Here is a 24727-nt window from a genome sequence, read left to right on the forward strand (position 1 = left end):
CTGTGAGCGCAAGCGACGCACACACCATTTTGGTGGTTGATGACGATGATGCTCTGGCGGAAATGATTGGCCTCGTGCTCGCGCAAGAGGGCTTTAACGCTGTTTTCTGCGAAAATGGCAGCCGCGCTTTTGAAACTTTTATGCGCTCCACTCCCGATTTGGTGCTTTTGGATTTGATGCTTCCTGGCATGAACGGTATTGAAGTGTGCCAGCAAATTCGCCGTTCTTCTAATGTGCCGATTATTATGTTGACCGCTAAAAGCGACACTGAAGATGTTGTTAAGGGTCTTGAAGCTGGCGCTGATGATTACATTGCTAAGCCTTTTAAGCACGCTGAATTGTTGGCGCGTATTCGTACCCGTTTGCGTCCGCGTGAGAGCCGTCAGCTGGTGGTGTCCATTGGCGATATTGTCATGGATATGGACGGTCGTACCGTCAAGTACCACAGCACTGAGGTTCCGATGACTCCTCTGGAGTTTGACCTGTTGGCCGCGCTGGTTCGTCACCCGGGTCAGGCGTTGAGCCGCCAGGAACTGCTGGACATGGTCTGGGGTTACACTGATGTGAGCGATTCGCTGGTAAACGTGCACGTCCAGCGTTTGCGCGCTAAGTTTGATGAGCTGGGTGCGGATCGTTTTATCCAGACGGTCCGTGGCGTTGGCTATAAGATTCCGACCGAGCTGGTGGGATCTTCCGGTAGCTAATCGGAACCTATTCATAGGCGAAGGGATAACCTGATTGTCTGTTGCGAAGTCGAGCCATGAGCACGGCGCTTTGACGGCGGAGGCGGTAGCCTCCGCCTCTTCGCGTACCCGCGCTTCCAAGCCGCGTAAGGCACAGAAGCAGCGTAGGAACCTGATGCAGCGCGCTCAGCGTCTGTGGAAGGAATCTCTGCAGTTCCGTGCTCTGGGAACCGCGGGCATCATGATGTTCCTGAGCTTCTTGATGGTGGGTTGGTCCTTGTCGAGCCAGATTGCATCGAGTCTTTTTGAGAATCAGAAGAGCCAGGCGTTGGCGGAATCAGAGAGTGGTTTCCGCAACGTTCAGAGCGTGCTGGACTCCTCTGAAGCCCGTAGTGACAGCGAGATTCGTCGTAATGTGAGCCGTACCCTGACCGTCTTGGACGCGGGTAGCTCGGGTAAGCGCAATTGGATTCTTGTGCCTTTGGAAGGTCAAGGTAAGCAGGGTTTTATTCCTGAGCAGAGCAGTAATAATTCTTTGAATTCTTCGAGTATTCCGAATGATTTTAAAAAAACTGTTCGTGATAAGGACGGTATTTTCTGGCAGACGTCTACGGTGACTACTGTCGAAAATAATCGTGAGCGCACCTATCCGGTGCTTATCGTTGGTACACATATTTCTATTTCTCAGAACCCTAATTACGGTTTGTTCCTTGTGTACGATATGACGGATTCTTCCGCCACGATTGCGCATATTAACTTTGTTCTTTTTGGTGGTTTCTGTGCACTGCTTACTGTGGTGCTTTCTGTGGTGTGGATTGTGACTCGTTTTGTGGTCCGCCCGATTACGCAGACCGCTATTACGGCGGAGAAGCTGGCTGCTGGCGACCTGGATCAGCGTGTGTCTGTACACGGTGAGCATCAGGCGGCGCGTCTGGGCTATTCCTTCAACCTGATGGCTGACTCGCTGCAGGAGAAAATTGTTCAGCTGGAGCGCCTGTCGACTTTGCAGCAGCGCTTCGTATCTGACGTTTCTCATGAGTTGCGCACTCCGCTGTCGACGGTGCGTTTGGGTACTGAGCTGCTGTACGATTCGCGTGAGAATATGAACCCGATGCAGGTCCGTAGCGTGGAGCTTCTGCATGAGCAGGTGGACCGTTTCCAGTCAATGCTTTCTGATCTGCTCGAGATTTCGCGCTTCGATGCCGGTAGCGCAATGCTGACCATTGACACGGAAGACTTCATCCGTGTTCTCTCGAATATTTTGCAGGAGGCTCTGCCTCATCTGGAACGTACGCATACGAAGCTGAACGTGCATACGAGCCATGAGAGCATCATGGTGGATATGGACCGTATACGTATTGAGCGTGTGCTCCGTAACCTGCTGTACAACGCGATTGAGCACGGCGAATCCCGACCGATTGACGTGTACGTGGATGCAAACGCCACGAATCTGGGTATTGCGGTGCGCGACCACGGTATCGGCTTGTCTGAGGATGAAGCCGTTCAGGTGTTCAACCGTTTCTGGCGTGCTGATACTTCGCGTAAGCGTACCCTGGGCGGTACGGGTCTGGGTCTGTCGATTGCTGCTGAGGATGTGCGTCTGCACGGTGGCACGATTGAGGCGTGGGGCGAGAAGGGCCGCGGTGCTTGCTTCACGGTGAACCTGCCCCTGGTTCATGGCGCTCCGTTGGGTGAGTCGCCGGTTTTGGTGACGGGTGAGCCTGAGTCAAGCTCGCATCGTTCGGCGCCGGCTAAGGATACGCTGCCCAATATCGCTCCTCGTACGGCTGCTGGGGGCGACCTCTAGAAGAGGCGCGGGGCCCTGGTCCCTGTCATGAAACGGGGGATTGGGGTCGGTGCGGTTGTATTTGCACTTATCCTTGCGTATTTGCACTGTTTACCCAGTACAATCAATGCAGATATATTTTCACGGTGTTGCTATTTCGCTGTGTTGATTCTTTCGCCGCGCTGCGATGGCCTGCAGTGGTAGCTGGTGATTGTTTGTCTTTGTTCGTAGAGGAAGGTTAAGACCTCCATGTCTCACAGGGGTATTGTTTCTCGACGCGCCGCGCTGTCTTGGTGCGCGGTGTCTTTGGCGACGCTGATGAGCTCTTGCGCGGGTCTTCCTTCGAACGACCGAGTGACTCAGCACAGCAGTGGTCTGGACGTGAAGAGCGTTAATACTTCTCCGGCGCGTGCGCCGGGACCGCTGGCGGGCGCTACCCCCGAGGCGATTATTGAGGGCTTCGTGCGTGCTGGCGTGGATAGTATCGAAAATTATGCTGTGGCGCGCCAGTATTTGAGCTCTTCTTTTGCGGGCCGTTGGAATCCCTACGGTACAACTCGTGTGTACCGTAATACGGTGCAGCCGCGTAGTGATGATAGCGGAAACGCTGAGGGTACGTACCATGTGCGTTTTCAGCAGACTGCGACCGTGAATAGTCAGGGTATTACGAGTACCTTCCCTGAGGCTCAGACTGAGACTCAGGATTTCACCGTGGTCATGGAAGATAACCAGTGGCGTATTAGCTCCTGCCCGGATGGCTTGTGGCTGGATGGCACTGAGTTTGAGCGTGTGTTTAGCCCGTGTCGCCTGTATTTCTACGATCGTGCGTTCCGTTATGCTGTGCCGGATATCCGTTGGTTCCCGCATACGGATCGCTATTTTGAGTTGCTGGTGCGTACTCTGATGATTGGTCCGGCGTCCTATTTGAAGGATGTCGCGTTTTCGGCGTTGAATGAGTCGATGAGCCTTGAGACCGCTAACATGAGCGATAACCAGGATGTGCTGGTTCGCCTCTCGGGTGAGCACCTGGACGATAACCGTTTGGCGCGTGTGCGTGAGCAGATTATGCACGGCTTGGAGAACTTCTCGGGTCTGGGCAAGACTGAGGTTTTCTATAACGGCACTCTGATTCCTGAGAACGCGCCGAGCGGATTTTCTGCGGTGAAGCTGAACCCGGGTGTTCCTGCCCGCACGGTTGCTATTAACTCGAACGGCCAGATGGTGGCACGTGATGACTATATGAGCAATGCGGGTGAGCAGCTGCTTCTGCGTGGCGTGACCCAGTTGAGTTCCCCGGCGATGGGCTATTCTGCAGACGTTTATGCCTGCTTGGCGAATGATGCTGCGAGCCTGTACACGGTGTATCAGGGCACTGCCCGCCGCGTGTGGCAGAGTACCGCGCTGACTGCCCCCAGTTTTGATGCGTACGGCTGGGTGTGGGCTGCCGATGGTGAGGGTACTGTTCGTGCCTTCAAGCCGGATTCTGAGGATGCAACCGAGCGTGAGCGCGGTGTGGATATTGGTTTGTCCTGGCAGCGTAATTTGAGCTTTACGAGCGTGAATGTTTCTCACGATGGTGCCCGCATGGCGATTGTGGCGTCTACTGAGGGTGCGTCGGCTGTGATTATTTCCGGTATTGTGCGTGATGATGCCGGTAAGCCTCTGCGTCTGACGGAGATGGTGCGTCTGAGCTCTTCTGTGACTCCGCGTAATGCCCGTTGGGCTGGCGACCAGAGCGTCGTGGTGGTGAACGTGAAGAATGGTGAGTCTGAGGTGATTTCCCTCAGCGGTGAAGAGACGAAGCTGGACCGTTTGGATGGTGTGATGACCATTTCGACGGCGGATAATACGTCGAATATTATTGCTCACCGTTCTGACGGTTCGTGCTACCTGATGGAGGAGCGCGGCTGGATCCGTCTGGACACGACCCTGCACGAGATTAGTTACGCCGGTTAGCCTCGGGTAGGCGCGAGCGAGGAAAGGGTGCTTTCGGTGAGTTCAGTACAGCGTGGTTTGAACGATTCCGTGAATGGGTCCTGGAGCAAGTCTCTGACCGGGCTTGCGGGCGCTCTCAAGAGTGCCGGCGGGTCTTTGGGGGAGGTGCTGATGCCGCGTACTTGCCCGTGCTGTGCGGTGCCGGTCGCCTATGGGGCAGGCTCGCCACTGTGTGAGGCTTGCTTGCCGCAGTTGCGTTCGGCGTTGGCTAAGGTGGAGCGAGTATATGCTCTGCAACCTCTTGATGGCGCGGCTGCTCCCGAGGTGCGTGCGGCATCCCGTTATGAGGGGATCATGCCGCGTGCCCTGTTGGCGTTGAAGAATGCGGGCCGTACCGACCTGCTGCCCCTGTTGGGAGAGGGTTTGGCGCGTAGCGTGTACGAGCTTCTTCGGGCGCATCGGGTTGAGCTTCAGAGCGTACCGGGGTCTTCTATCTCTTCTGTGGGCACCTCCGCCGCACCGGTTGAGGTTCTGCTGATTCCGGCGCCGTCCTCTGCCCAGAGCGTGCGCCGCCGCGGCTATGCGCCGGCGAATCTTTTGGTGCAGGAGGCGGCGCGTCAGCTTAATAAGCGTCTGCCTGCCTCGGTGCGGGTGCGCGCTGTGGACGTTATCGGGTACGTTCCTCGCGGTCGGCGGGGGAGCGGCGCCTCCCTATCTTCTCGTGTGGGTGCTTTTCTCCTTAGCGCCTCTGAGACAAAGAATGAGCAGAAGAGCCTGGGCGCTGTGGGGCGTGCCGAGCGGATGCACGGTGCCTTGCGCGTCATGGAGCCTGCCCTGTGCACGGGTCGGGTGAGCGTTATTTGTGATGATGTGGTGACCACCGGTGCGACCGCCTCTGAGATGGTGCGTGTGCTACAGGAATCCGGTTCGCGGGTGCTGGGCGTGTGTGCTGTGGCGGCGGTACCGAAAAAGGCTCAGACATAGCGTTTCTTGTAGTTAGTTGCAAGAGATACACGATTTTTGGCGAATAAAGTTCGCAGACGGACGAATAGCTATTATTTAGGCTAAATATTTGTCATATCTAGTGATATGAAACATGTTTCGTACTAGAATATAGACAAGGGAACGGCATTGGAGTCGAACCCCCGTACCGGGTCCAGCCGGACGCGGTATAAGCCCCCAACCTGGAGGGAATGATCGTGGAAGTCAACATCTACGGCCGCAATATCAAGGTCACCGAACGCCTGGAAGAGTACGTGAGCGAGAAGGTTCAGAAGTTCGCTCAGCTCGGCGATAACGTGAAGGACATCGACGTCAAGTTCAGCAAGGACGGTCACCTGGGTGGCGAGTCCATCCGCGTTGAGATTACCGTTGTTGGTACTGGTCCTGTCCTCCGTTCCGAAGCCCAGGGTCACGACAAGTTCGCGGTCTTCGATGAAACCTACGGCAAGCTCCTGGAGCGTCTGCGCCGTGCACGTGACCGCCGCAAGCTGCACAAGCGCGGTGGCAAGCACCCCGTCTCCGTGGCGGACGCTACCGGATCGATTCCCGTGGTTACCGAAGCAATTACCGAGATTCTGCTGCCGGATGTTCCGGTTGAAGAAGCAGCATTCGACAACAGCGAGGTCACCCTCGCCGACGAGGCCGCATCTCCCATCGAGATTCGCCACAAGAGCTTCAAGGGCGAGCGTCTGACTCCCGCAGAAGCTGTTGACCGTATGGAACTGGTCGGCCACGACTTCTACCTGTACATTGACAGCGAGACCGGCGCACCGGCTGCGGCATACCGCCGTAAGGGCTGGAGCTACGGCATCATTACTCTGGACAACGAGTAAAACTAACGTACCTGCTGGCTGCTGAGGCGTAAGGCTCTTTAGGGGTCGTACTCAGCGAGCAGGCTCAAGACCCGGGCGGTCTGGGAATACACACCGTGTTTCTCCAGGCCCCCGGGTTTTTCTTTGCCCTCCACACATCTGTTCCTTTAGACGGATGGATCGGCTCTGCCTCAACCGGAGGGTGAAAGATTCGAGTGTTACCAAATGTCACCTCGTGGGCGTACAGCGTAAAAAATAGCTCGGACGGGCGAATTAGGCGGCTCTGCCATACAATATGTAGGAAGGCCTCACCGCGCGCACTCTCGCGCGCCCTTGGTGAGGGTACCGAAACAAGCAAGGAGTAGAAGCTCAGTGGCATCTTTCTTGGAGAAAATCCTCCGAACCGGCGATAAGAGGGTTCTGCGACAGCTCGAAGCGTACACCAAGGCGGTGAACTCGCTCGAGGACAGCTTCGCATCTATGACCGATGAGGAACTGCGAGCAGAGACCGACAAGTTCCGCGAGCGCGTCAAGGACGGCGAATCCCTCGACATTATGCTGCCGGAGGCCTTTGCGGTGGTCCGTGAAGCATCCAAGCGCACCCTGGGCAAGCGCCACTACGACGTCCAGCTGATGGGTGGCGCTGCACTGCACCTGGGCAACATTGCCGAAATGAAGACCGGTGAGGGTAAGACCCTCGTCGCGACCCTGCCCGCGTACCTGAACGCGCTCAGCGGCAAGGGCGTGCACATTGTGACCGTGAACGACTACCTGGCTGAGTACCAGGCGAACCTCATGGGTCGCGTGTTCCGCTTCCTCGGCATGGAGTGCGGCGTGATTCTGTCATCCATGGAGCCCGACGAACGTCGTAAGCAGTACGCCGCAGACATCACTTACGGTACGAACAACGAGTTCGGCTTCGACTACCTGCGTGACAACATGGCGTGGACCGTGGAGGAGCAGGTTCAGCGCGGCCACAACTTCGCCATTATCGATGAGGTGGACTCCATCCTGATTGATGAGGCGCGTACCCCTCTGATTATTTCCGGCCCCGCAGCCGGTGAGGCAAACCGCTGGTATGCAGAGTTCGCGCGCATTGCCGCGACCCTGCTCAAGCGCGGTGAAGACTACGAAGTAGACGAGAAGAAGCGCACCGTCGGTATCCTCGAATCCGGTATTGATAAGGTTGAAGACCACCTGGGTGTGAAGAACCTCTACGAATCCAAGAACACCCCGCTCATTGGCTTCCTGAACAACTCCATCAAGGCGAAGGAGCTGTTCACCAACAACAAGGACTACGTGGTCATTGACGGCGAGGTCCTGATTGTTGACGAGCACACCGGTCGTATTCTGCCGGGCCGCCGCTACAACGACGGCATCCACCAGGCGATTGAGGCGAAGGAAGGCGTCGAAATCAAGCCTGAGAACCAGACCATGGCGACCGTGACCCTGCAGAACTACTTCCGCATGTACGACAAGCTGTCCGGTATGACCGGTACCGCGGAAACCGAAGCGGCAGAGTTCATGAACACTTATGAGCTCGGCGTGGTGCCCATCCCCACCAACAAGGGTGTGCAGCGTATCGACAACCCCGATAAGGTGTACCGCGACGAAATCGCCAAGTTCAAGGCGGTCGTCAAGGACATTAAGGAACGCCACGAGAAGGGCCAGCCGATTCTGGTTGGTACCGCAAGCGTGGAGAACTCCGAGTACCTTTCCCGCCAGCTGGCGAAGGCAGGCGTGCGCCACGAGGTGCTGAACGCAAAGAACAACGAGCGCGAGGCAGCTATCGTCGCGCAGGCGGGCCGTAAGGGCGCCGTCACCGTGGCAACCAACATGGCTGGTCGCGGTACCGACATTATGCTCGGCGGTAACCCCGAATTTGAGGCCGTCGAGAAGATGCGTGAGCTCGGCCTGGACCCGAACACCAACTCTGAGGCGTACGAGGCACGCTGGCCCGAGGTCCTGAAGGCCTGCGAAGATGCCGCAGCTGAAGAGCATGAGGAAGTCACCAAGCTCGGTGGCCTGTACGTGCTCGGCACTGAGCGTCACGAGTCCCGCCGTATCGACAACCAGCTGCGCGGTCGTTCCGGCCGTCAGGGTGACCCGGGTGAGTCCCGCTTCTACCTGTCGCTGACCGACGAACTGATGCGCCTGTTCAACACCGGCATGGCAACCCGCCTCATGGCGGCAGCCCCCGAGGACTCCGCACTGGACTCCAAGATCGTCAGCCGCGCTATTGCTACCGCCCAGTCAAACGTTGAAGGCCGTAACGCTGAACAGCGTAAGAACGTGCTCAAGTATGACGACGTGCTCAACCGCCAGCGTGAAGCGATCTACAAGGACCGCGGCCGCATCCTGCACGGTGACGACCTGAAGGAACAGATTTCCGGCTTCGTGGACGAGGTGCTGACCACCATCATCGACGCCCGCGTCTCTGAAGGCCACGCCGAGGACTGGGACTTCGACGAACTCTGGAGCGCCCTTAAGCAGGTGTACCCCATCTCCATCACCGTGGACGACCTCGCAGAAGACGCTGGCGACCGCACCAAGATCACTCGCGACCAGATCGTGAAGGAAGTCCTGGCGGACGCACACCTCATCTACGATGAGCGTGAAAAGAGCGTCGGCGAAGAGAGCATGCGCGAAATTGAACGCCGCGTCATGCTGTCCGTCATCGGCGAGCGCTGGCCCGAGCACCTGTACGAGATGGAATACCTCAAGGAAGGTATCGGTCTGCGTGCGATGGCTCAGCGTGACCCGCTGGTCGAGTACCAGCGTGAAGGCTACGACATGTACCAGTCGATGCTCGGCGCGATCCGTGAAGAGACCGTGACCTACCTGTTCAACCTGGACCTGTCCAAGCAGCGCACTCAGGCTTCTGCCGTGCGCCTGGCTGAGCCTTCGCGCCCGAAGTTCCTGCAGTACTCCGCCCCGGATGAGGACGGCCACGAGCAGGTTCACGTGGAACGCTCGAAGGACAAGTAGCCTCAGCGTAAAAGCTGAAATGCTATAGACCTAGCAGAGAGGGTGCGAATCCAATACCGGATTCGCACCCTCTCTGTTTGTCTGTGTGTTTTGTAGGGGAAGCCGGGGAAGCCTTAGTCTTCGTCCAAGCGGCTCTGCGGCTGCTCGATGGAGGTAATCAGCCACATGCCGTGAATCAGCCGCATCTGCATGGTCACCACGCGAACCTTATCCGCACAACGCAATAGCGCCACCGCCTCGTAAAGCTCCTCGTGCACCTTCTGCGCTCGCACCCGCAGCAGAACCGGCGGAAGAGTCAACAGCATCTCCTTGCGCACCTGACGCGGGTTCTTCGGGAAGAACGGCAGTAGACGGTGGAAACAATCCGCTGACACCCACTGCGCCAGCTGCTGACGCGAACGACGAGCCGACATGATCTCCAGGTAAGCAATCGCCACACCCGCGCAACGACCCTCCAACTGGCGAGCCAATGCATCCGCAGGACGCAGCGGGCGGCCCCTCTTCACTACCTTCGGGCGCTGCGCCGAATGCTGCTCATAACGCGGCAGCGGCAACAGCGAATAGACCGACGCGCTGTTCCGCCTCTGCACCAGAGCCATCGTGCCCTGCCCCTGCTCCGGTAGCGGAGCGACCTGCTCGGCACTCGCGGGCTGGGGCACCGACTGAGCCACCGGCTGGGAGGTGCGAGCCGCCTGACGCTTTGAATACGGGCTGGCAGGCTGGTTGTCGCGGGAGGCAGGCTGATGCGGCGGGGTCCACGGGGAACGGGGGAGAAGGTTGGAGAAGCTCATGACGGCTCCTTTCGGTGCAGGGTATGTGAGGTGAGTTGAGCGAACGAAAGACTGTTAGGATGAGGTGGAATGGGGTGGAAGACGCGGGTGAGGTTAGTGAACGGGCTGTTCGGGAATCTGCAGAACCTGCCCCGCGTAGAGCAGTTCGGCGTTCTGACCCAGAGCGTCCTTATTCGCCTCGTAAATATCGAGAGTGTAGTTGTAAATGGTGGAGGCGTCGGTGCCTTCACCCAGCTGCTCGGCGGCAATGGACCAGAGCGTATCGCCCGCCTGGACCGTGTAGGAGTAGGTGCCCGCCTCAGCGCGGGGTGGGGAGAAGAACGGGCTGCGATCCTGCAGCGAGCCTGCCGCCTCCGTGGGTTGAGGAGCCAGGGGGATATCGGGAACCTCGGCGGAGAGCGGCAGGAGAGCGGCGGACTGTGCCGGGTCGGTAGCGGAGAAAACCGTATCTGAGCTGGTGTCTGCCCCCACAGTACTCGTTGACTCTGCGGTCATGACCGCAGAGATAGTCGTCTGCGGCATGCCTTCCGTACTGGTCAGCCCGGCGTTGCTGGGCGTAACCACCGTAGCCTGTGCGGGAGCCAGAACCGCACCCACTCCAAGAGCCGTGCCACCGAGCGTCAGAACGATGCGGCGCATAAAGCGCGGACGGAAAATCGCCGGGACCTTCAGCACCGCGCGGTCAGCGTTGTGGCTCGAAACGCGCAAAGACCAAGCGTAGAAGAGAGCGTAGATAAAACTGATGAACCACCAGGCGGTAATGAGGGCTGCTACCGCACCAGCGCAGAGCAGCGAAGCATCTGTCAGCGGGTGTGCCGAGGGGATGCGGTGCAGGTTCACGCTCAACGCGCCCAAGACCGCCGCGGAAAGCAGAGGAGGGGCGATGAAGAGCAACGCGTCCTGGTAGCTTGCCTTAGCGCCGGGCCCGATTGCAGAGCCGGTGCCGGACGCAGAGCCGCCGCCAGCGGCTACCTCTGCACTGACAGTACGAGGCGCGGCTACGGAGTGTGAGACTGCGGAGTGTGAGGCGAAGGTGGCAGGGCGTGAAGCGAAGGCTGCGGGGGCTGATCCCGGGGTGGAAAATTGGTCCACGATGACCTCCAAATGGTATGTTTGATAGCTTTTGGTGTTGTTTCATTTATACAGGAAGACGTGCCAAAAATGAAGCAAAACGTATCAAAATGCATAAAAAACATATAATTTGGTGGAATTTGCTTCAAAAATTAAGCTCAAGAAGCATCATTCGGCCAGAAAAACGCCCCGGTTCGTATCCGCACCCGCTACTCGGGTAGGGTCATAGTATGAGCATGGAAAAGTTCCTACGAGACATTGAGGCGCGCCTCGCCTCCGAACGTGCCTGGGATATGGAACAGGATGCCCGCCAAGTCGCCCGCGTCCAGTACTCCACCATTACCCTCGACGACCGCCTCCTCGCGCAGGTTGGCGGCCCGATCCGCATCTGCGCCACCGACATGCAAACCTACGAAGGTAAGCTCGAAATGGTCGGCGAAGAATGGGTCAGCATCGAAGCGCGCGGCGAAAACATCATCATCCCCCTGCGCGGAATGCTCTGGTGGGAAGGTGGCATCGCTCCCGGGCGAGCCGATATTCGCCCCGAACGCTACCGCATGAAAATTCAGCTCGCCCTCCGCTCCCTCGCCATGGCACGTGAACCCGTTCGCCTCTCCCTCGAAGGTGGCACCGTCAGCTATGACGGCGTGATCGAGCGAGTCGGTGCCGACTTCCTTGAGCTGCGCCTGCTCAATGGCGGCCAGTACCCGCGTATCTACGAACGCGACCAGTACGCGCGTGCAGCCTACGGCGCGCAGGGAACCTACGGGCAGGGTGGTTACAGCCAGGGCGGTTATGGGCAAGCTGGTTATGGTCAGGGCGCCTCCGGCTACTCCCGTGCACCTCGCGGCGCTGGCGTGCGCACCATTCCGCTGGCTCGTATTAGCGCAGTTATCGCCCGTATCTCACGCTAAAAGCACGGGGTAAATAGTGGGCAGTTCAATTTGTGGGAACGCCCATAAAAACGCCTCGACAAGTATAAATTCCCTTATAAAAGCAACAATAAACACAAAAAGGTCCGCCCCTCTCCATTGAAATCTCAATGAGAGGAGCGGACCTTTCTAAAACCACTCGAGCGTTGCGCCCGCGAGGTGCATGTCGAATGCTACTCAGCCTTAGCCTTTGCAGTGAGCTTGCCGGAAGCAATCGCCTCCAGAGTCTGCTCGTGGCGCTCAGTAATGTACTCTTCAAAACGAGAGCGTTCAATGCGCCACTGGTTACGTCCACCAATCTGAATGGCGGGAAGTTCGCCGCTACGCACCAGAGCACGCACCTGCGAAAGCGAAACCTGCAGCTCCTCGGCAACGTCGCTCAGAGTGAGGAAACGAGGTGCAGTCATCGAATTATTCCTTTCCGTGAGTGAAATCCTGGGCCCCTTAGCCACCGTTAGCGGCCTTATACATAGAGTCCATACGGAACATCTATTGAGTACTTTCAGTATATGTCATCACCATGAAATTTGCGCACAAAAAGCCTTATATGAGCTGAAAAGTTATCTAATTACCCATTCAAAAGGGGCAAGACTCAAAAATATTTCATAAACGCGACTCTTGTTGAGAGAGAGTACTAAATGAAATATGCTGTTAGGGTTAGTGCCAGAATCCAGTCAAAGCACTATCGAAAACACACCACTCGCTCATCGGTCAGTTGAACAACACCCGGAATCACCGCCGGCTTCCGCACCGAAAGGCACAACCACATCATGCGCATACGACAGAACGCGACGAAGCGTTCCACCCTCACCGAGCCCCACGCCAGGCGCCTCAAAAGGCCCACCGTCAAGGACTGGCGATTCATCCTCGGTGTACTTCTCGTGCTCGTCTCCATCACCGGCGTGCAGCTCTACGTGCAAGCCAACAACAGCAAAACCGAGTACTACACCGCCAAAAGCGAAATCCGCCTCGGCGAGAAAATCACCGAAGACAAACTAGCCCGAGTCGAAGCGAACATCGACTCCGCCAAAGACAAGTACTTCACCCGCGCCGAAGCCGCACAGATGAACGGCAAAATCGCTACCCAGCGCATCCCCGCCGGCAACTTCATCAGCAAAGAATCGGTAGGCACTGAAACCTCCCCGGGGCGCCGCCTCGCCACTGTCAGCATTGACCGCACCGCTGCCTCCGCGCTGAAGGCAGGCGAGCGCGTGGACGTGTGGACTTCCGGCCCGCGCAACCCCGACACTAAGAGCGATAACCGCGTTGAAAACGGTGCCCGCGCCATCGTCACCAATGCCGAAATCGTTGCCGTAACGGTCGATGAAGGCGTGCTTGGCGCCAACGGCAAGGCAACCGTGCAGCTGTGGGTCAAGGAAGAAGCCCTCGCCGCCCTCGTCAAGGAAAGCAATAGCGACTCCAAGATCAGCCTCATCCCCGGCACCTATGGGGAGGGTCAGTGAACATCCCCGTCATCCTCTACGGCGATGACGGCTCGCTCCTGAACCGCATCGAATCCCAACGCGGCCGCGTCTCCGTGGCGCGCACCGTGCAGGACTTCAGCGAAGCCGTCGGAATGGCGCACACCGGCATTGCCCGCGTGCTGCTCTGTGCCCACGTGCCCGCCGAAATAAGCGCCTCCACCGTGGATGCGCTCGCCGCCTCCGAGGTGCTCCTGGCGGTCATCGCCCCGGACAACCTGCATCTGCCCACGCAGGCTCACCGTATCCGCCCCGAAGCTGCCCTCGACGAGATTCTGGGCTCGCTCGAACAAGCTGTGGATGCGGCGCTCGCCCGACCCAACGCAGGCTACGGCGTGCCCGCACAGACCCCGAATCAGGCTCCCGCGCAGGCGGTGCATCAGCCGGAGGCGCACGCCGCCTACGGTCAGGACGCAGGCTACGGATACGATGCAGGGTACGGCTACGACAGCGCGTACGGTGGCTACGGTTACGATAACGGAGCTGCTGGCCATGGGGCGGGCGGCTACGGCTACGACCCCGCCGCGGGCGCTGCTATAAACGCCGGCGCGCCCTACGGTGCTGACTACGGAAGCTACGGGATCGACCCCGCGGTGCCCGCCGGAAACGCGCCCGGTGCACCCGGCACACCCAGCGCGCATGACCCGGCGGAAGCCTCCTCCGTCGTGCCCAGCAACGAGGAATCCGTGCTCAGCCAGGCCGCCGCCATCGTCGACTCTTTCGCACCCGGCAACGACTACGCCCTGCATGTGCAGAACGAGAACAACGACGGCACTCTGCCGCAACACCCCGACATTAACCAGGACCCCGCCGCGCCCTCCCGCTATCAGCCCGGCCACCGCCTCGGCAAGATCGTGACTGTCTGGGGCACTCACGGCGCGCCCGGCCGAAGCACCATCGCATTCAACCTTGCCGCCCTCGCGGCGCAGCAGGGTCAGCAGGTCTGCCTCATCGACGCAGACACCTACGCACCCAGCCTGGACGCGCTCATGGCGCTCGAGGATACCGGCTCCGGCCTGGCAATTCTCTGCTCGGACGCCGACCGTGCCCAGCTCGACGAGAAGAAAGCCGGCGCCATCATGGAGCGCGTGCCCCTCAAAAACGGCACCTTCGACTTCTTGAGCGGCATCACCTCCTCCTCACGTTGGCCCGAGGTGCGCGCCCGCGCTTTCGCCGAGGTGCTCGAATGGCTCAAGCACCGCTACGACCTGGTCATCTGCGATGTCGCCGCACCCATCGAGGTGGACGAGGAACTGACCTTTGATGGTCCGGCACCGCGCCGTAACGCCGCGACCCTCACCGCGCTCGCCTGCTCCGACCGCGTGATTGCGCTCGGCGAAGCGGACGTCATCGGCCTGCCGCGCCTGATCAACCTCGCCCGCGAGGTGCAGGCACGCCCGGATCTGTTCGCACCCGAAACGGATGTGCAGTACTGGCTTAACCGCAGCCGCCGCGAAGCCGCCGGGTTCAATCCCGAGGCGAAGATGCGCGATAACTGGGCACGCTACTTGTCCATCCCGCTCGCCGGCGTGATTCCGTACGAACGGAAGGTCATGGACCGTTTGCGCCGCAACGGTGAGGCACTGCTGGAGGTGGCGCCCCGCCACGCGGTCGTACAGTCCTTCGAAGCGATGCTTGCGGGCATGTACGCGGTACGCCCCGGCGCGTAGGCCCGTCAGCTATAACTAGCGTTTGCTAAAAAGCCCGGCTTATCGGTATTCCTCCCAGAACATGGGAGCGCCGATACGCCGGGTTTTTGCGCCTTCACACGGGGGTCGAAACGGGGGAGTAGTGCGAATGCCTCACTGTACAACTGAGGGGTGCATCTCATTGCGCTGCGTCATATATGCGATTAAAAAGCGCGCTCCAAGAAATGCTCTGTAAACTATTCCACGTATTGTCGTTTGAATGGGATTTGCGGCGAACAAACCGTAAAATGGTTGAATACACCCGAACTTAGGGAAGCACACAAACATATGTCTTTTGCAGAAGGAATTATGAGCGCCTGCGACTTCGGTCCCGGCGACACTGAACGCGTTCACCTCATCATGGGCGAATGGCAGGTCATCTCTGACATCGCCCAGAGTGACCTGGTTCTATGGTTCCCCACCGACTACGTTGTTGCCGACGGCAGCTCCCCGGACGCCGTATCCGGTCCCAGCGAAACCAGTACTTTCCGTGCCTTCGCGCACGTGCGCCCCTCCAATGTCCGAACCCTCTTCCACCACGACATCATCGATCACGACATGGAAGACGGAATCCGCGACGAAGCATACCGCGTCTGGATTGACCAGAACATCAGCACCTACACCGACGAAGGAAGCGGTGAGGGTGTTGGTGCCCGCCCGCGCGTACACGTAACCTTCGTGCCTATCGTGCGCAACAACCGCACCATTGCGTTGCTGACCAGCCACAAGATTGCCACACCCAGTGGCTACCCCTCCATCAGCGACGAGGTCTACGAATATACTGCCGACACCATGCTCTCCATGGTGCACTCCGGCTTGTGGCCCGACCCCCTCGCCCAGGGAAATAACACCCAGGGCAACCCCCGCGTGATCGACGGCATTATTGTGCTTGACCCCTCCGGTCGTGTGGTCGTCGCTTCCCCGAACGCGAACTCCATGTACAACCGCATGGGCATGACCGGCTACCTCGAAAAGCAAAACCTTGCCGACGTCACCCGTGCGATGCTTCCTGCCGGTGAACAGGCAGACGAAACCCTGCAGCTGGTCCTTGCCGGTCGTAGCGACCTGCGCACCGAATTGGTTATTGCCCGTGCTCGCGTGACCATGCGATCCATCCCGCTGCTGGTGCAGAGGCGCGCCCGCATCGAGCGTGAGGGCGCCGTGATTCTCTGCCGTGACGTGACCGAGTTGCGCCGCCGCGAACTGGAACTTATGACCAAGGACGCGACTATCCGCGAAATCCACCACCGCGTGAAGAACAACCTGCAGACCGTGTCCGCTCTGCTACGCCTGCAGTCGCGCCGTATGACCACTGATGAGGCACGTCAGGGCCTGGAGCAGGCGATGCGCCGCGTGGCAACGATTGCTACCGTGCACGAGGCGCTTTCGCAGGGCCTGACTCAGAACGTCGACTTTGATGAGCTGATTGAGCGTCAGTTCCACCTTGCCGCTGAGCTTGCTTCCCCCGGTCAGCACGTGTCTACCAAGCTGATTGGTTCCTTTGGATCTTTGCCGAGCCAGTTCGCCACCCCTCTGGCACTGGTTATCAACGAGGTTGTCGCGAACGCTGTGGAGCACGGCCTGGACGGCGAGACCGGCACCGTGACCCTTGAGGGTATTCGCGGCATCAACGATGAGGGTGAGAACATCCTCACCGTCGTGATTACTGATGACGGTAAGGGCATGGGCGATAAGAAGATTGAAGAGTCCGGCCCGAACGCCTACCGCCCGGTGACCGGTAAGGAAGGCCTGGGCATGCAGATTGTGCGTACCCTGGTGGCAAGCGAGCTGAACGGCTCAATCCGCTGGGAGGCTAACGAACCGACCGGTACCCGCGTGGTCATCACCGCGGTGCTCGTCTAAGCCCCTTCTCGTATGACATATAGAACTGCCGCCGCCCCGAGTACGGGGTGGTGGCAGTTTGCTGTCTAGATAGGTTCTGTATATGACAAAAGCGTGGTGCAGTGACTTTATATCACTGCACCACGCTTTTGATGCCCTATTGAATACTCCGGAAGTTAGGATGCACGGCGGGCACGAGCTGCGCGACGCTTCATCGCACGACGCTCGTCTTCACTGGTGCCACCCCATACGCCGGAGTCCTGGCCGGTCTCGATGGCCCACTTCAGGCAGACGTCTACAACCTCGCAAGAGCGGCAGACAGTCTTAGCCTCTTCAATTTGCAACAGGGCAGGTCCGGTGTTTCCTACGGGGAAGAACAGCTCCGGATCCTTGTCCAAACAAGCTGCACGACTACGCCAATCCACGGTGGACCTCCTTCATGATTTACGGTCTCACGCGGTGGCAAGACACATCTATTTTCCTGTGCGCGTGTCAAATACATCCGCTGACGGGATGCTCACCCAGCGTTAGGGTGAAAATTGACTTATCAACTTTCGCACGTTGGAGCGGATGTGACAAGTACTTTTCTCTAAAAACTTTCAGTATTACACTGAGGCATCTATCACTTAGGTAAACCTTTGTCTAATTGAGGGGGTGGGGAATCGCATGCTGACACGCATATTCTGCGCCGCGTCTCATAGATGAGATGCGGGCGGCCGGGTGAGCGGCGCCTCAGGCATAATATAAAGCGGTACCTACCCCTGAAATACCGCACCGATGACGAGGCGGTGAACCCGAGACAGGGGAGCGCCCACCCGCTAACGCACCAGCGCATCAGGCCGAATACACCCCGGTCTGCCGCCGACACTACCCATGAGGAGCCCACCGTGACGTCACGCCCGTTCAACGTCATCTACGCATTCGTTCTGACCGAAACCTTCGCGGCATACATTCTGATTCGCGGTATCCTTTACCCCTTTATCGTCAGCGGAATGTCCACCGCTCAGGCGATTGTGGGCGGTGTGCTCCAGATGCTCATTGCCGCGGGCATGACCTACTTTGGCCTGCGTTTCTACCGCGGCCGCTTCGGTTCGCGCCTGCCCATGATCCTGATTACTCTCTGCACCCTGTGGGTCACCGCAAGCACCCTCATTATGAACGTGAGTGCTTACGGCCTGAATATCGGCCAGCTCATCACGATTGCGGGTGTTATTGGCGCGGCGGCTGCCTTCATCTTCGTGCTCATGCCCAGTAGCCGCCGCTATATTGAGGCGGTCACTGAGGAGTCGGGCGAAGAAGCGGAGAAGTACAGCCGCCGACGCCGCTAAACCCCTAGAGCGTAAACCCCTAACGCCGCTAAACCCTAGATAGCTCGGCGCTAGAGTGCTCAGCTTTAGACCGCTACCGGCACCTTCTGCGTAGCTGTTACAGCCTGTGCAGCCGTGGTCAGTGCCAGGGGAACCTGCGCCGCACACACGGAAGCACCATCCACCACCACAAGACGACCGGCGGGCTGCTCGCCCTGCGTGAATCGATCCAGCGGCAGCGCGGTCACCGTGCACATGTCAGCATCCGCCAAGGATGCGGGTGCGAGCAGAAGCGCACGCGAGCATCCCATGAGCGCAGCCAGCAGCGGTGAGGAGGCGCGCCTCGGCCACGGCGTGTAGGCGACCAGCATGGCACGGAACTCACCGCGACGCTCCAGAAGTAGCTGCTGAACGGCGGGTTGCAGGTACTGCAGGTCGTCAATGAGCACGAGCGTCTGCGCGGGGTTCTTCACCGAGTCCAGGAGCGCACGGGTACGCTCCACGCTCGGCGGCTCACCCGACGCTCCGCCATCACCCGAGGTGCCGCCAGAACCCTCAAGGATGAGGGTTTCGAGCTGCGGGTTGAGCTGAGCAATACTCTCCAGCAGGGTGCTTTTACCCGCCGACCGGGAACCCTGCACCGGAACTACCGCGCCAGCCGGGGCGCTCAACCACACCGGCATCTGCCGGCGATCAAACGCGACCAAGAGCTTAGCGCCCTGCGGATTGCACGCGGCGTGGGCGGCGGTCACGTACTCGGTCGAGGGCATGCGATAGTACTCGGGGAACTGCCGCAGAAGAGTGCCGGGGTGAGTGCCTGACCCGTTAGAAGCGCTCGTGGCGTTACCCTGCAGAACCTGAACCAGCTCCTGGAAACCCGCAACGCAGGGCGAAAGAATCGACGCGCTCAGCGGCTGATCCCCAATCAACTCCTCGTTAATGGCACCCTCCACGCAGTAGTGGCTCTGTGCCGGGGTCGGGTAGTCCTTGCTCGTTGAACGCATCAGGTCAGCGTCCAGGAAGCGGCGGCTCAACAGCGTGGAATGCGCCGCAGCGGCGAAACGACCGCGCGGGTTCAACGCGGAGGTGAACACCACCGAATAGCCGCGACGGCACCCCTGCGAGAGTAGATCGTAGAGCAGGTTCTCCGTATCGGGTTGGCGGACCAGCGCCTCCAGCCAACTGTCCAGACCGTCCACGACAATGAGCGGGCGGGTGGTAGCCTCGGTGCCCCACAGGTTCGGGACGCGCAGCTCCTCCAGGCAGAAACGCAGATGCGAAAGCTCCTGCGCACCCACGAGCGTCTCAAAGGCACCGGCGTAGGGTTCCAGGTCGCGGTAGAGTGCACCGTCAGAGGTCAGCAGAACAACCGGCGTGCGGGTGGCGAACGCCTGCATCAGAAGCCCGTAAAGCATCGGGGCTCGTTCGGCGCTCTGCGCCAGCAGCGCCAGCGCTTGCTGACCCGACCAGCTGATCGGGCGGCGCACGCCGTATCGGGCAATCTCCAGCTCGCCCAGTAGGTACCCTGCGGAAGCGGTGCCAGAATTGGCGGGTTCCTTAGAATCTACAACCTGAGAGGTAGCCGCCGGATCAATACCGTAGGCTACAGGTTCGCCCACCTGCGCCTCCAGCACGGGCAGCGGGGTGCTCTCGGGAAGCTCCGGCGGAATCGGGCAGTACTCATCCTGAACCGCCGCATTCTTCTGAAGATTCTTTGGTGCGTACTCGAGTTCATAGAGCGCACGAATCTGCTGCGCTGAACGAATCAGCAGCTCATCCTCATGACCGCCGCCCTTCTGAACGGCAGAAGCGGCAGTCAGCTCACGCCAGCCGCCATCCTCAAGACCCAGCACCTGCACCGGACGGGCATCGCTACTTGAGGGGACCGCATCCACTAGCGGGGCGCGGAACGGCAGGGAACGGCCATCCGGCAGGCGCACATACCCGGCACCCGGATGCGCCGCCGAAATATACGCCGCAGACTCATGCTCCAGCAGGTTATAGGAATCCTGCGCGCTCGCCACACGCAAGCAGATACTCGTGGCAATATTGGCGCGAATATCCTGTGAAATAGCGCCCTGCGGACGCTGAGTCGCCAACACCAGGTGCAGGCCCAGCGAGCGGCCAATCGTGGCGATGCGCATCAGCTCAGCCATGGCGTCCGGCATGGAATCGATGAGCATGCGGAACTCATCCACCACGATCAGCAGCTCGGGGTAGCGCGGAGTCGTACCCGCCGCCTGGCAGGATGCCAGGTAGTCGCGGTAGGAGTTTACGCCGAGCGCCTGCAGATCCACCTCACGTCGGTGAATATCGGCGCGCAAAAATTCGAGTGCACGCTCCACGGCGGACACATCAAAATTGCTCAACACGCTGAGCGCATGCGGTAGCTGAGCCAGAGGACCCAAACCAGCCGAGCCCTTGAAGTCCACCAGAATCAGGCCGAGGCGCTCGGGCGGGTAACGTAGCGCAGCGCTGAGCACCAGCGAACGCAGCAGCTGCGATTTGCCGGCACCGGTCGTGCCACCGAGCAGCCAGTGTGGGCCGTGCTCAGACAGACCAATATTCAGCGAGCCACCCGAAGAAACACCCAGGTAGCAGCGAATATCGGAGGCGTAACGCTGAGCGGACCAGCGCTGCAGAACGGACTCCACCGCCATGTCATCGGTGCGGTTCTTCTGCCGCGCGCTCTGCGCCTGCAGGGAAGAGAATAGATGCGCCGACTGGTGCACCTGAGCCTCACCGAGCGCGCCCTGCTCCTGCTCGCGTCCGGTGCGGTACAGGTTCTCAAGAGCGGCACAGAACGCCTCAACGCTGAGCCCGTCGGCGTGCTGGCACAGACCCTCACATGCCAGCGGGTGCACCTGGTAGACACCCTCGGTGGGCTGCACCGGCGGCGCCGCGTAACCCTGTGTACGGTAACGGATGCTCTGACGGTGGCTACCCTCACTCGCACACTCAACCCAGGCGGCACCAAAAAGCGCACCGGGTGCATGGGCGGAACTATCACCCTCAGCACTGCCCAGCACGCAGAGCGCCGGGGCGTTCATCTTCTGCTCACGCGGGGAGGCGAACGCGCGGGACGGCGAAGAGTCAGCAACCGCCCCAGAGTTCAGCGCGGTCAGCAGGGGAGCGTAGATAGCGCTCGCCTGCAGGGGCATGAGAATCAGTGGCGGAACAGATGCGGAAAGCTCCGACTGCAAGCTACTCTGCAGAGCCTGCAGATACTTCTCATGCTGCACGCCCGGCAGGCAATGCACGCTCACGCCCGGCACCACAGCCAGAGTCTGCAAGAGACTATTGGTGCGCTGCTGATCAGCGCTTTCAGCACCCGCCAGCAGAACGTGCACCGCACCCGGATAGCCCGCCACCAGCTGCACCAGGTAGGCGCGCAGATGTGCCTCCTCCAGCTTCAGGTAGTGCCCGAGAGTCGGGGTGGGTAGCGGCAGATAGTGGGGTGCATCCTGTTTCTCCAGAGTGCCCAGCGGGAGGTTGCGGCCGCGCAGGTAGGGCTGGCGGGGACCGCACCCGAGCACAATAGCCGGGTAGGCGGCATCATGCAGGGCAGAGGTGCCCGAAATCGCCAGGTCGCCTGCGGTCGGCAGGGCGAGGGCACGTTCCTTTTCCTGCTCAGCCGCCTGATGAGTTTGCTGCGATGCGGCACGGTTCTCCGCCCGACCACCAAAGAAATGCAGAAGCATCAGCAGCGAAGACGCCGCAGACATCAGCAGAAGGAACCACATACCGGTCACCAGCGCAATAATCAGACCCACCACAATCGGCAGGCACACGCTCAACAGAATCTGCTTGAGCTTACGCGGCGCGGGAGGATTTACGACTACTGGCTCGAAGGGGTTGCCGGCGTCGCCCAGGGGAGCAAGCGTCTGCGCGAGCTCGCCAGAGGTCGTGGCAGGCGTGCTCGCCTTTTCTACGGTGCGTTCGCCGTCTGCGCTGGGGGAGGTGAGCATGCAGAGCGAGGAGCCGAGGCAGAAAGGTTCGTCCCAGCGCAGGATGCGCGGCTCGGCGCCCTGCGCCTTCATACTGCCATGTGCCTTCTCGCTGCCCTCGCTTGCGGCGGGGCGTTTCTCGATCCAGCGGATGCCGGAGCTATCGGCGTAGAAGCTGCCGTGCACCGGCTTGAGGAAGGGGTCCAGCAGGTGAATGTGGTGCGGCTGTTCTCCTCCACGGGCAGGTAGTGTCGCCCTGCCGAGGCTGGTGCGGCCGCGGCTGATGGGGAAGGTTGCGCCCGCTTCGGGTCCGCGCAGAATGCGCAGGAGGCTGACGGCGGGCGCGCCCGGAGTTTGAGATTCGTTCGGAACGTGGCTGTTTGGCGCAATCGAGGCGCCGGCGGGGTCCTTATCGTGCGCGGGGCGTAGCTGGAACGTCGTTTCCTGTGCCTGAGCGTGCGCGCCGGGTGCAGGGTGCTGCAGGGTGTGGTTGAGTGCCTGCTCTAGAGCCTGCTGGTGTGCGCTACCGGGGCGCAGCTGTATCCCGTTGGGTGCCGCCTCGCCGTCGAGTCGGAGTACGCGGGGGTAGGGGAGGGTGGTGTTGTGGTGGTCGAGAAAGAAGAGAGTCATACCCTCAGAAAACATTAAAAAGTATTAAAGCTCAATAAATTATCTGTATATAAATTAAAATGTTCGTATTTTTTGAATTTTTTGCCCCGTTTTTCGAAAAACTGTGGATAACTCACCGAAATACTGCCCAGATTGCTGCTCGAAAGCCCGGCAGTGCACCCGCTGAAACATCCATGCTTGACCCTGCTTGCGCATCCTCATTGACGCCCCTAGAAGACTCCGGTATCCGAATTGGTTCATGGCTTATCCTGTCGATTGTTTGGTGGTTCAGCAAAATCGTGATCGCTATTCACAATGAATATTTACCCGTAAACCAACTTTTCTCGCCATTGGTGGAACGTCAAAATCTGCAGAAAAAGGAACTCGCTCAGACCCGCTTGACCGCGGGGTTCGTGAAGAATATTCACTTGGGGAAAGAGTGTGCGAACAATAGTCCAAAAGCCACTAAAAACACGTCATAAGTATGCGTGACGCATGATAAACGGGTATCTTAGATTATGACTATATCCATCACGGGAGGGGCTTTTTGTCCCTACCCGTGCGGATTGCGGCGCGACTGAGAACCCTCGGATGTGTCCAATCTGGTAGGTGAATACCGCCCTCGCAGAAGCGGCGGTGCGCCGTGATAATACAGGAGAAAACATTGACCGCTGACCTCGTAGTAGTCGGTTCGGGCCTCTTTGGTCTGACCATCGCAGAACAGGCTGCCACTGAGCTGGGCCTGAAGGTTGCCCTGCTGGACCGCCGTTCCCACATCGGTGGTAACGCATACAGCGAGAAGGAGAAGCAGACCGGTATTGAGGTGCACCGCTACGGTGCGCACCTGTTCCACACCTCCAACGAGCGTGTCTGGGAGTACGTGAACCGTTTCACCGAGTTCACCAACTACGTACACCGCGTGTACACCCGCCACAACGGCATCGTCTACCCCATGCCGATTAACCTGGGTACCATCAACCAGTTCTTCAATGCAGCTTACTCTCCCGCAGAGGCAAAGGCGCTCATCGCTGAGCAGGCTGGCGAGCTGGCTGGCACCGACCCGCAGAACCTGAACGATAAGGGTATCTCCCTGATTGGTCGCCCCCTGTACGAGGCGTTCATCAAGCACTACACCGCTAAGCAGTGGCAGACCCCGCCGGAAGAGCTGCCCGCATCCATCATTTCCCGCCTGCCGGTTCGCTACAACTACGACAACCGCTACTTCAACGACAAGTACGAGGGTCTGCCCGTTGACGGCTACGCAGCATGGCTGGAGCGCATGGCGGCGCACCCGAACATTGAGGTGCACCTGAACACTGACTTCTTCGAGCCCGGTCACCAGTACTCTCGCGAGAACGTTCTGGGTCAGATTCCCGTGGTCTACACCGGTCCGGTTGACCGCTACTTCGACTACGCTGAGGGCGACCTGTCCTGGCGTACCATCGACCTGGAAGAAGAAGTTCTGCCGATTGAGGACTTCCAGGGCTGCTCCGTGATGAACTACCCGGATGCTGATGTTCCCTTCACCCGCATCCACGAGTTCCGTCACTTCCACCCCGAGCGTGACTACACCAAGGACGCAACCGTCATCATGCGCGAGTACTCTCGCTTCGCGAACAAGGGCGACGAGCCGTACTACCCGGTCAACACCTCCGTGGACCGTGAGAAGCTGCTGGCGTACCGCGACCTGGCTAAGGGCGAGAACAACGTGCTGTTCGGTGGCCGCCTGGGTACCTACAAGTACCTGGATATGCACATGGCTATCGGTGCTGCACTGTCGATGTTCGACAACAAGATCCGCCCGCACTTCGCTAACGGTGCGAAGATCGAGTCCGGTGGTGTTGACGCATAAC

General features: G+C 59.4%; 18 protein-coding genes. 13 read left to right on the top strand and 5 right to left on the bottom strand.

Annotated features, from left to right (window positions below):
• Positions 1-2: 2 nt before the first annotated feature.
• The 6 genes from mtrA (at position 3) to secA (ending at position 9206) form a co-directional block, all read left to right on the top strand.
• Positions 3-704, top strand: coding sequence for an MtrAB system response regulator MtrA (mtrA, locus tag HMPREF2765_RS04710; RefSeq protein WP_005505360.1), 702 nt, complete (start codon positions 3-5; stop codon positions 702-704).
• 34 nt (positions 705-738) lie between these two features.
• The gene (gene mtrB, locus HMPREF2765_RS04715) at positions 739-2490 is read left to right on the top strand and encodes an MtrAB system histidine kinase MtrB (RefSeq protein ID WP_070604462.1); all 1752 of its coding nucleotides are present in this window, start codon (positions 739-741) and stop codon (positions 2488-2490) included.
• A 228-nt stretch (positions 2491-2718) separates the two neighbouring features.
• Complete coding sequence (locus HMPREF2765_RS04720) at positions 2719-4425, top strand: LpqB family beta-propeller domain-containing protein (RefSeq protein WP_070604464.1); 1707 nt, start codon at positions 2719-2721, stop codon at positions 4423-4425.
• A 222-nt stretch (positions 4426-4647) separates the two neighbouring features.
• On the top strand, positions 4648-5388 hold the full coding sequence (locus tag HMPREF2765_RS04725) for a ComF family protein (RefSeq protein ID WP_246823926.1): 741 nt from the start codon (positions 4648-4650) through the stop codon (positions 5386-5388).
• Between the two features lie 209 nt (positions 5389-5597).
• On the top strand, positions 5598-6239 hold the full coding sequence (gene hpf / locus HMPREF2765_RS04730) for a ribosome hibernation-promoting factor, HPF/YfiA family (RefSeq protein WP_239665130.1): 642 nt from the start codon (positions 5598-5600) through the stop codon (positions 6237-6239).
• 351 nt (positions 6240-6590) lie between these two features.
• Positions 6591-9206, top strand: a complete 2616-nt coding sequence (gene secA / locus HMPREF2765_RS04735) for a preprotein translocase subunit SecA (protein WP_005508570.1) — start codon at positions 6591-6593, stop codon at positions 9204-9206.
• A gap of 113 nt (positions 9207-9319) precedes the next feature.
• Here the strand turns inward: secA and HMPREF2765_RS04740 are convergent, their stop codons facing one another.
• Both HMPREF2765_RS04740 and HMPREF2765_RS04745 read right to left on the bottom strand, forming a co-directional pair.
• Positions 9320-9997, bottom strand: a complete 678-nt coding sequence (locus HMPREF2765_RS04740; protein ID WP_049342198.1) for an Rv3235 family protein — start codon at positions 9995-9997, stop codon at positions 9320-9322.
• A 93-nt stretch (positions 9998-10090) separates the two neighbouring features.
• Positions 10091-11089 carry a LysM peptidoglycan-binding domain-containing protein gene (locus HMPREF2765_RS04745; RefSeq protein WP_083303620.1) on the bottom strand — a complete coding sequence of 333 codons (999 nt, stop codon included), beginning with the start codon at positions 11087-11089 and terminating at the stop codon, positions 10091-10093.
• Positions 11090-11298: 209 nt separating this feature from the next.
• On the opposite strand from HMPREF2765_RS04745, the gene HMPREF2765_RS04750 reads away from it, so the two are divergent.
• Positions 11299-11982 (top strand): histidine kinase, encoded by a 684-nt coding sequence (locus tag HMPREF2765_RS04750; RefSeq protein WP_070604468.1) that lies wholly within the window; start codon positions 11299-11301, stop codon positions 11980-11982.
• A gap of 191 nt (positions 11983-12173) precedes the next feature.
• Here the strand turns inward: HMPREF2765_RS04750 and HMPREF2765_RS04755 are convergent, their stop codons facing one another.
• Positions 12174-12407 carry a helix-turn-helix domain-containing protein gene (locus tag HMPREF2765_RS04755; RefSeq protein ID WP_044150292.1) on the bottom strand — a complete coding sequence of 78 codons (234 nt, stop codon included), beginning with the start codon at positions 12405-12407 and terminating at the stop codon, positions 12174-12176.
• A 363-nt stretch (positions 12408-12770) separates the two neighbouring features.
• Here HMPREF2765_RS04755 and HMPREF2765_RS04760 point away from each other — a divergent pair, with 363 nt between their 5' ends.
• The 3 genes from HMPREF2765_RS04760 (at position 12771) to HMPREF2765_RS04770 (ending at position 17032) form a co-directional block, all read left to right on the top strand.
• Positions 12771-13463, top strand: coding sequence for an SAF domain-containing protein (locus tag HMPREF2765_RS04760; RefSeq protein ID WP_049345786.1), 693 nt, complete (start codon positions 12771-12773; stop codon positions 13461-13463).
• On the top strand, positions 13460-15151 hold the full coding sequence (locus HMPREF2765_RS04765; protein WP_049345785.1) for a CpaE/TadZ family protein: 1692 nt from the start codon (positions 13460-13462) through the stop codon (positions 15149-15151). The genes HMPREF2765_RS04760 and HMPREF2765_RS04765 overlap by 4 nt, the downstream gene beginning before the upstream one ends.
• Positions 15152-15457: 306 nt before the next feature.
• Positions 15458-17032, top strand: coding sequence for a sensor histidine kinase (locus HMPREF2765_RS04770; RefSeq protein ID WP_070604470.1), 1575 nt, complete (start codon positions 15458-15460; stop codon positions 17030-17032).
• 155 nt (positions 17033-17187) lie between these two features.
• Here the strand turns inward: HMPREF2765_RS04770 and HMPREF2765_RS04775 are convergent, their stop codons facing one another.
• The gene (locus HMPREF2765_RS04775; protein WP_005505386.1) at positions 17188-17436 is read right to left on the bottom strand and encodes a WhiB family transcriptional regulator; all 249 of its coding nucleotides are present in this window, start codon (positions 17434-17436) and stop codon (positions 17188-17190) included.
• A gap of 462 nt (positions 17437-17898) precedes the next feature.
• Between HMPREF2765_RS04775 and HMPREF2765_RS04780 the strand changes: the two genes are divergently transcribed.
• Complete coding sequence (locus HMPREF2765_RS04780; protein ID WP_049349485.1) at positions 17899-18339, top strand: hypothetical protein; 441 nt, start codon at positions 17899-17901, stop codon at positions 18337-18339.
• A gap of 65 nt (positions 18340-18404) precedes the next feature.
• Here the strand turns inward: HMPREF2765_RS04780 and HMPREF2765_RS04785 are convergent, their stop codons facing one another.
• Positions 18405-22895 (bottom strand): FtsK/SpoIIIE domain-containing protein, encoded by a 4491-nt coding sequence (locus HMPREF2765_RS04785; RefSeq protein ID WP_246824921.1) that lies wholly within the window; start codon positions 22893-22895, stop codon positions 18405-18407.
• Positions 22896-22954: 59 nt separating this feature from the next.
• Here HMPREF2765_RS04785 and HMPREF2765_RS09195 point away from each other — a divergent pair, with 59 nt between their 5' ends.
• The gene (locus HMPREF2765_RS09195) at positions 22955-23356 is read left to right on the top strand and encodes a hypothetical protein (RefSeq protein WP_141749090.1); all 402 of its coding nucleotides are present in this window, start codon (positions 22955-22957) and stop codon (positions 23354-23356) included.
• A 182-nt stretch (positions 23357-23538) separates the two neighbouring features.
• Positions 23539-24726, top strand: a complete 1188-nt coding sequence (glf, locus tag HMPREF2765_RS04790; RefSeq protein ID WP_005508581.1) for a UDP-galactopyranose mutase — start codon at positions 23539-23541, stop codon at positions 24724-24726.
• Position 24727 lies beyond the last annotated feature (1 nt).

The sequence above is a fragment of the Rothia sp. HMSC062H08 genome (assembly GCF_001810775.1).
Taxonomy (GTDB): domain Bacteria; phylum Actinomycetota; class Actinomycetes; order Actinomycetales; family Micrococcaceae; genus Rothia.

Bases quoted from the DNA above. Each gene is read 5' to 3' on its own strand.
- HMPREF2765_RS09195 (WP_141749090.1), top strand. From the start codon at position 22,955: ATGTTCGTATTTTTTGAATTTTTTGCCCCGTTTTTCGAAAAACTGTGG.
- HMPREF2765_RS04785 (WP_246824921.1), bottom strand. From the start codon at position 22,895: ATGACTCTCTTCTTTCTCGACCACCACAACACCACCCTCCCCTACCCC.
- HMPREF2765_RS04760 (WP_049345786.1), top strand. From the start codon at position 12,771: ATGCGCATACGACAGAACGCGACGAAGCGTTCCACCCTCACCGAGCCC.
- HMPREF2765_RS04750 (WP_070604468.1), top strand. From the start codon at position 11,299: ATGAGCATGGAAAAGTTCCTACGAGACATTGAGGCGCGCCTCGCCTCC.
- HMPREF2765_RS04770 (WP_070604470.1), top strand. From the start codon at position 15,458: ATGTCTTTTGCAGAAGGAATTATGAGCGCCTGCGACTTCGGTCCCGGC.
- HMPREF2765_RS04740 (WP_049342198.1), bottom strand. From the start codon at position 9,997: ATGAGCTTCTCCAACCTTCTCCCCCGTTCCCCGTGGACCCCGCCGCAT.
- HMPREF2765_RS04755 (WP_044150292.1), bottom strand. From the start codon at position 12,407: ATGACTGCACCTCGTTTCCTCACTCTGAGCGACGTTGCCGAGGAGCTG.
- HMPREF2765_RS04720 (WP_070604464.1), top strand. From the start codon at position 2,719: ATGTCTCACAGGGGTATTGTTTCTCGACGCGCCGCGCTGTCTTGGTGC.
- hpf (WP_239665130.1), top strand. From the start codon at position 5,598: ATGATCGTGGAAGTCAACATCTACGGCCGCAATATCAAGGTCACCGAA.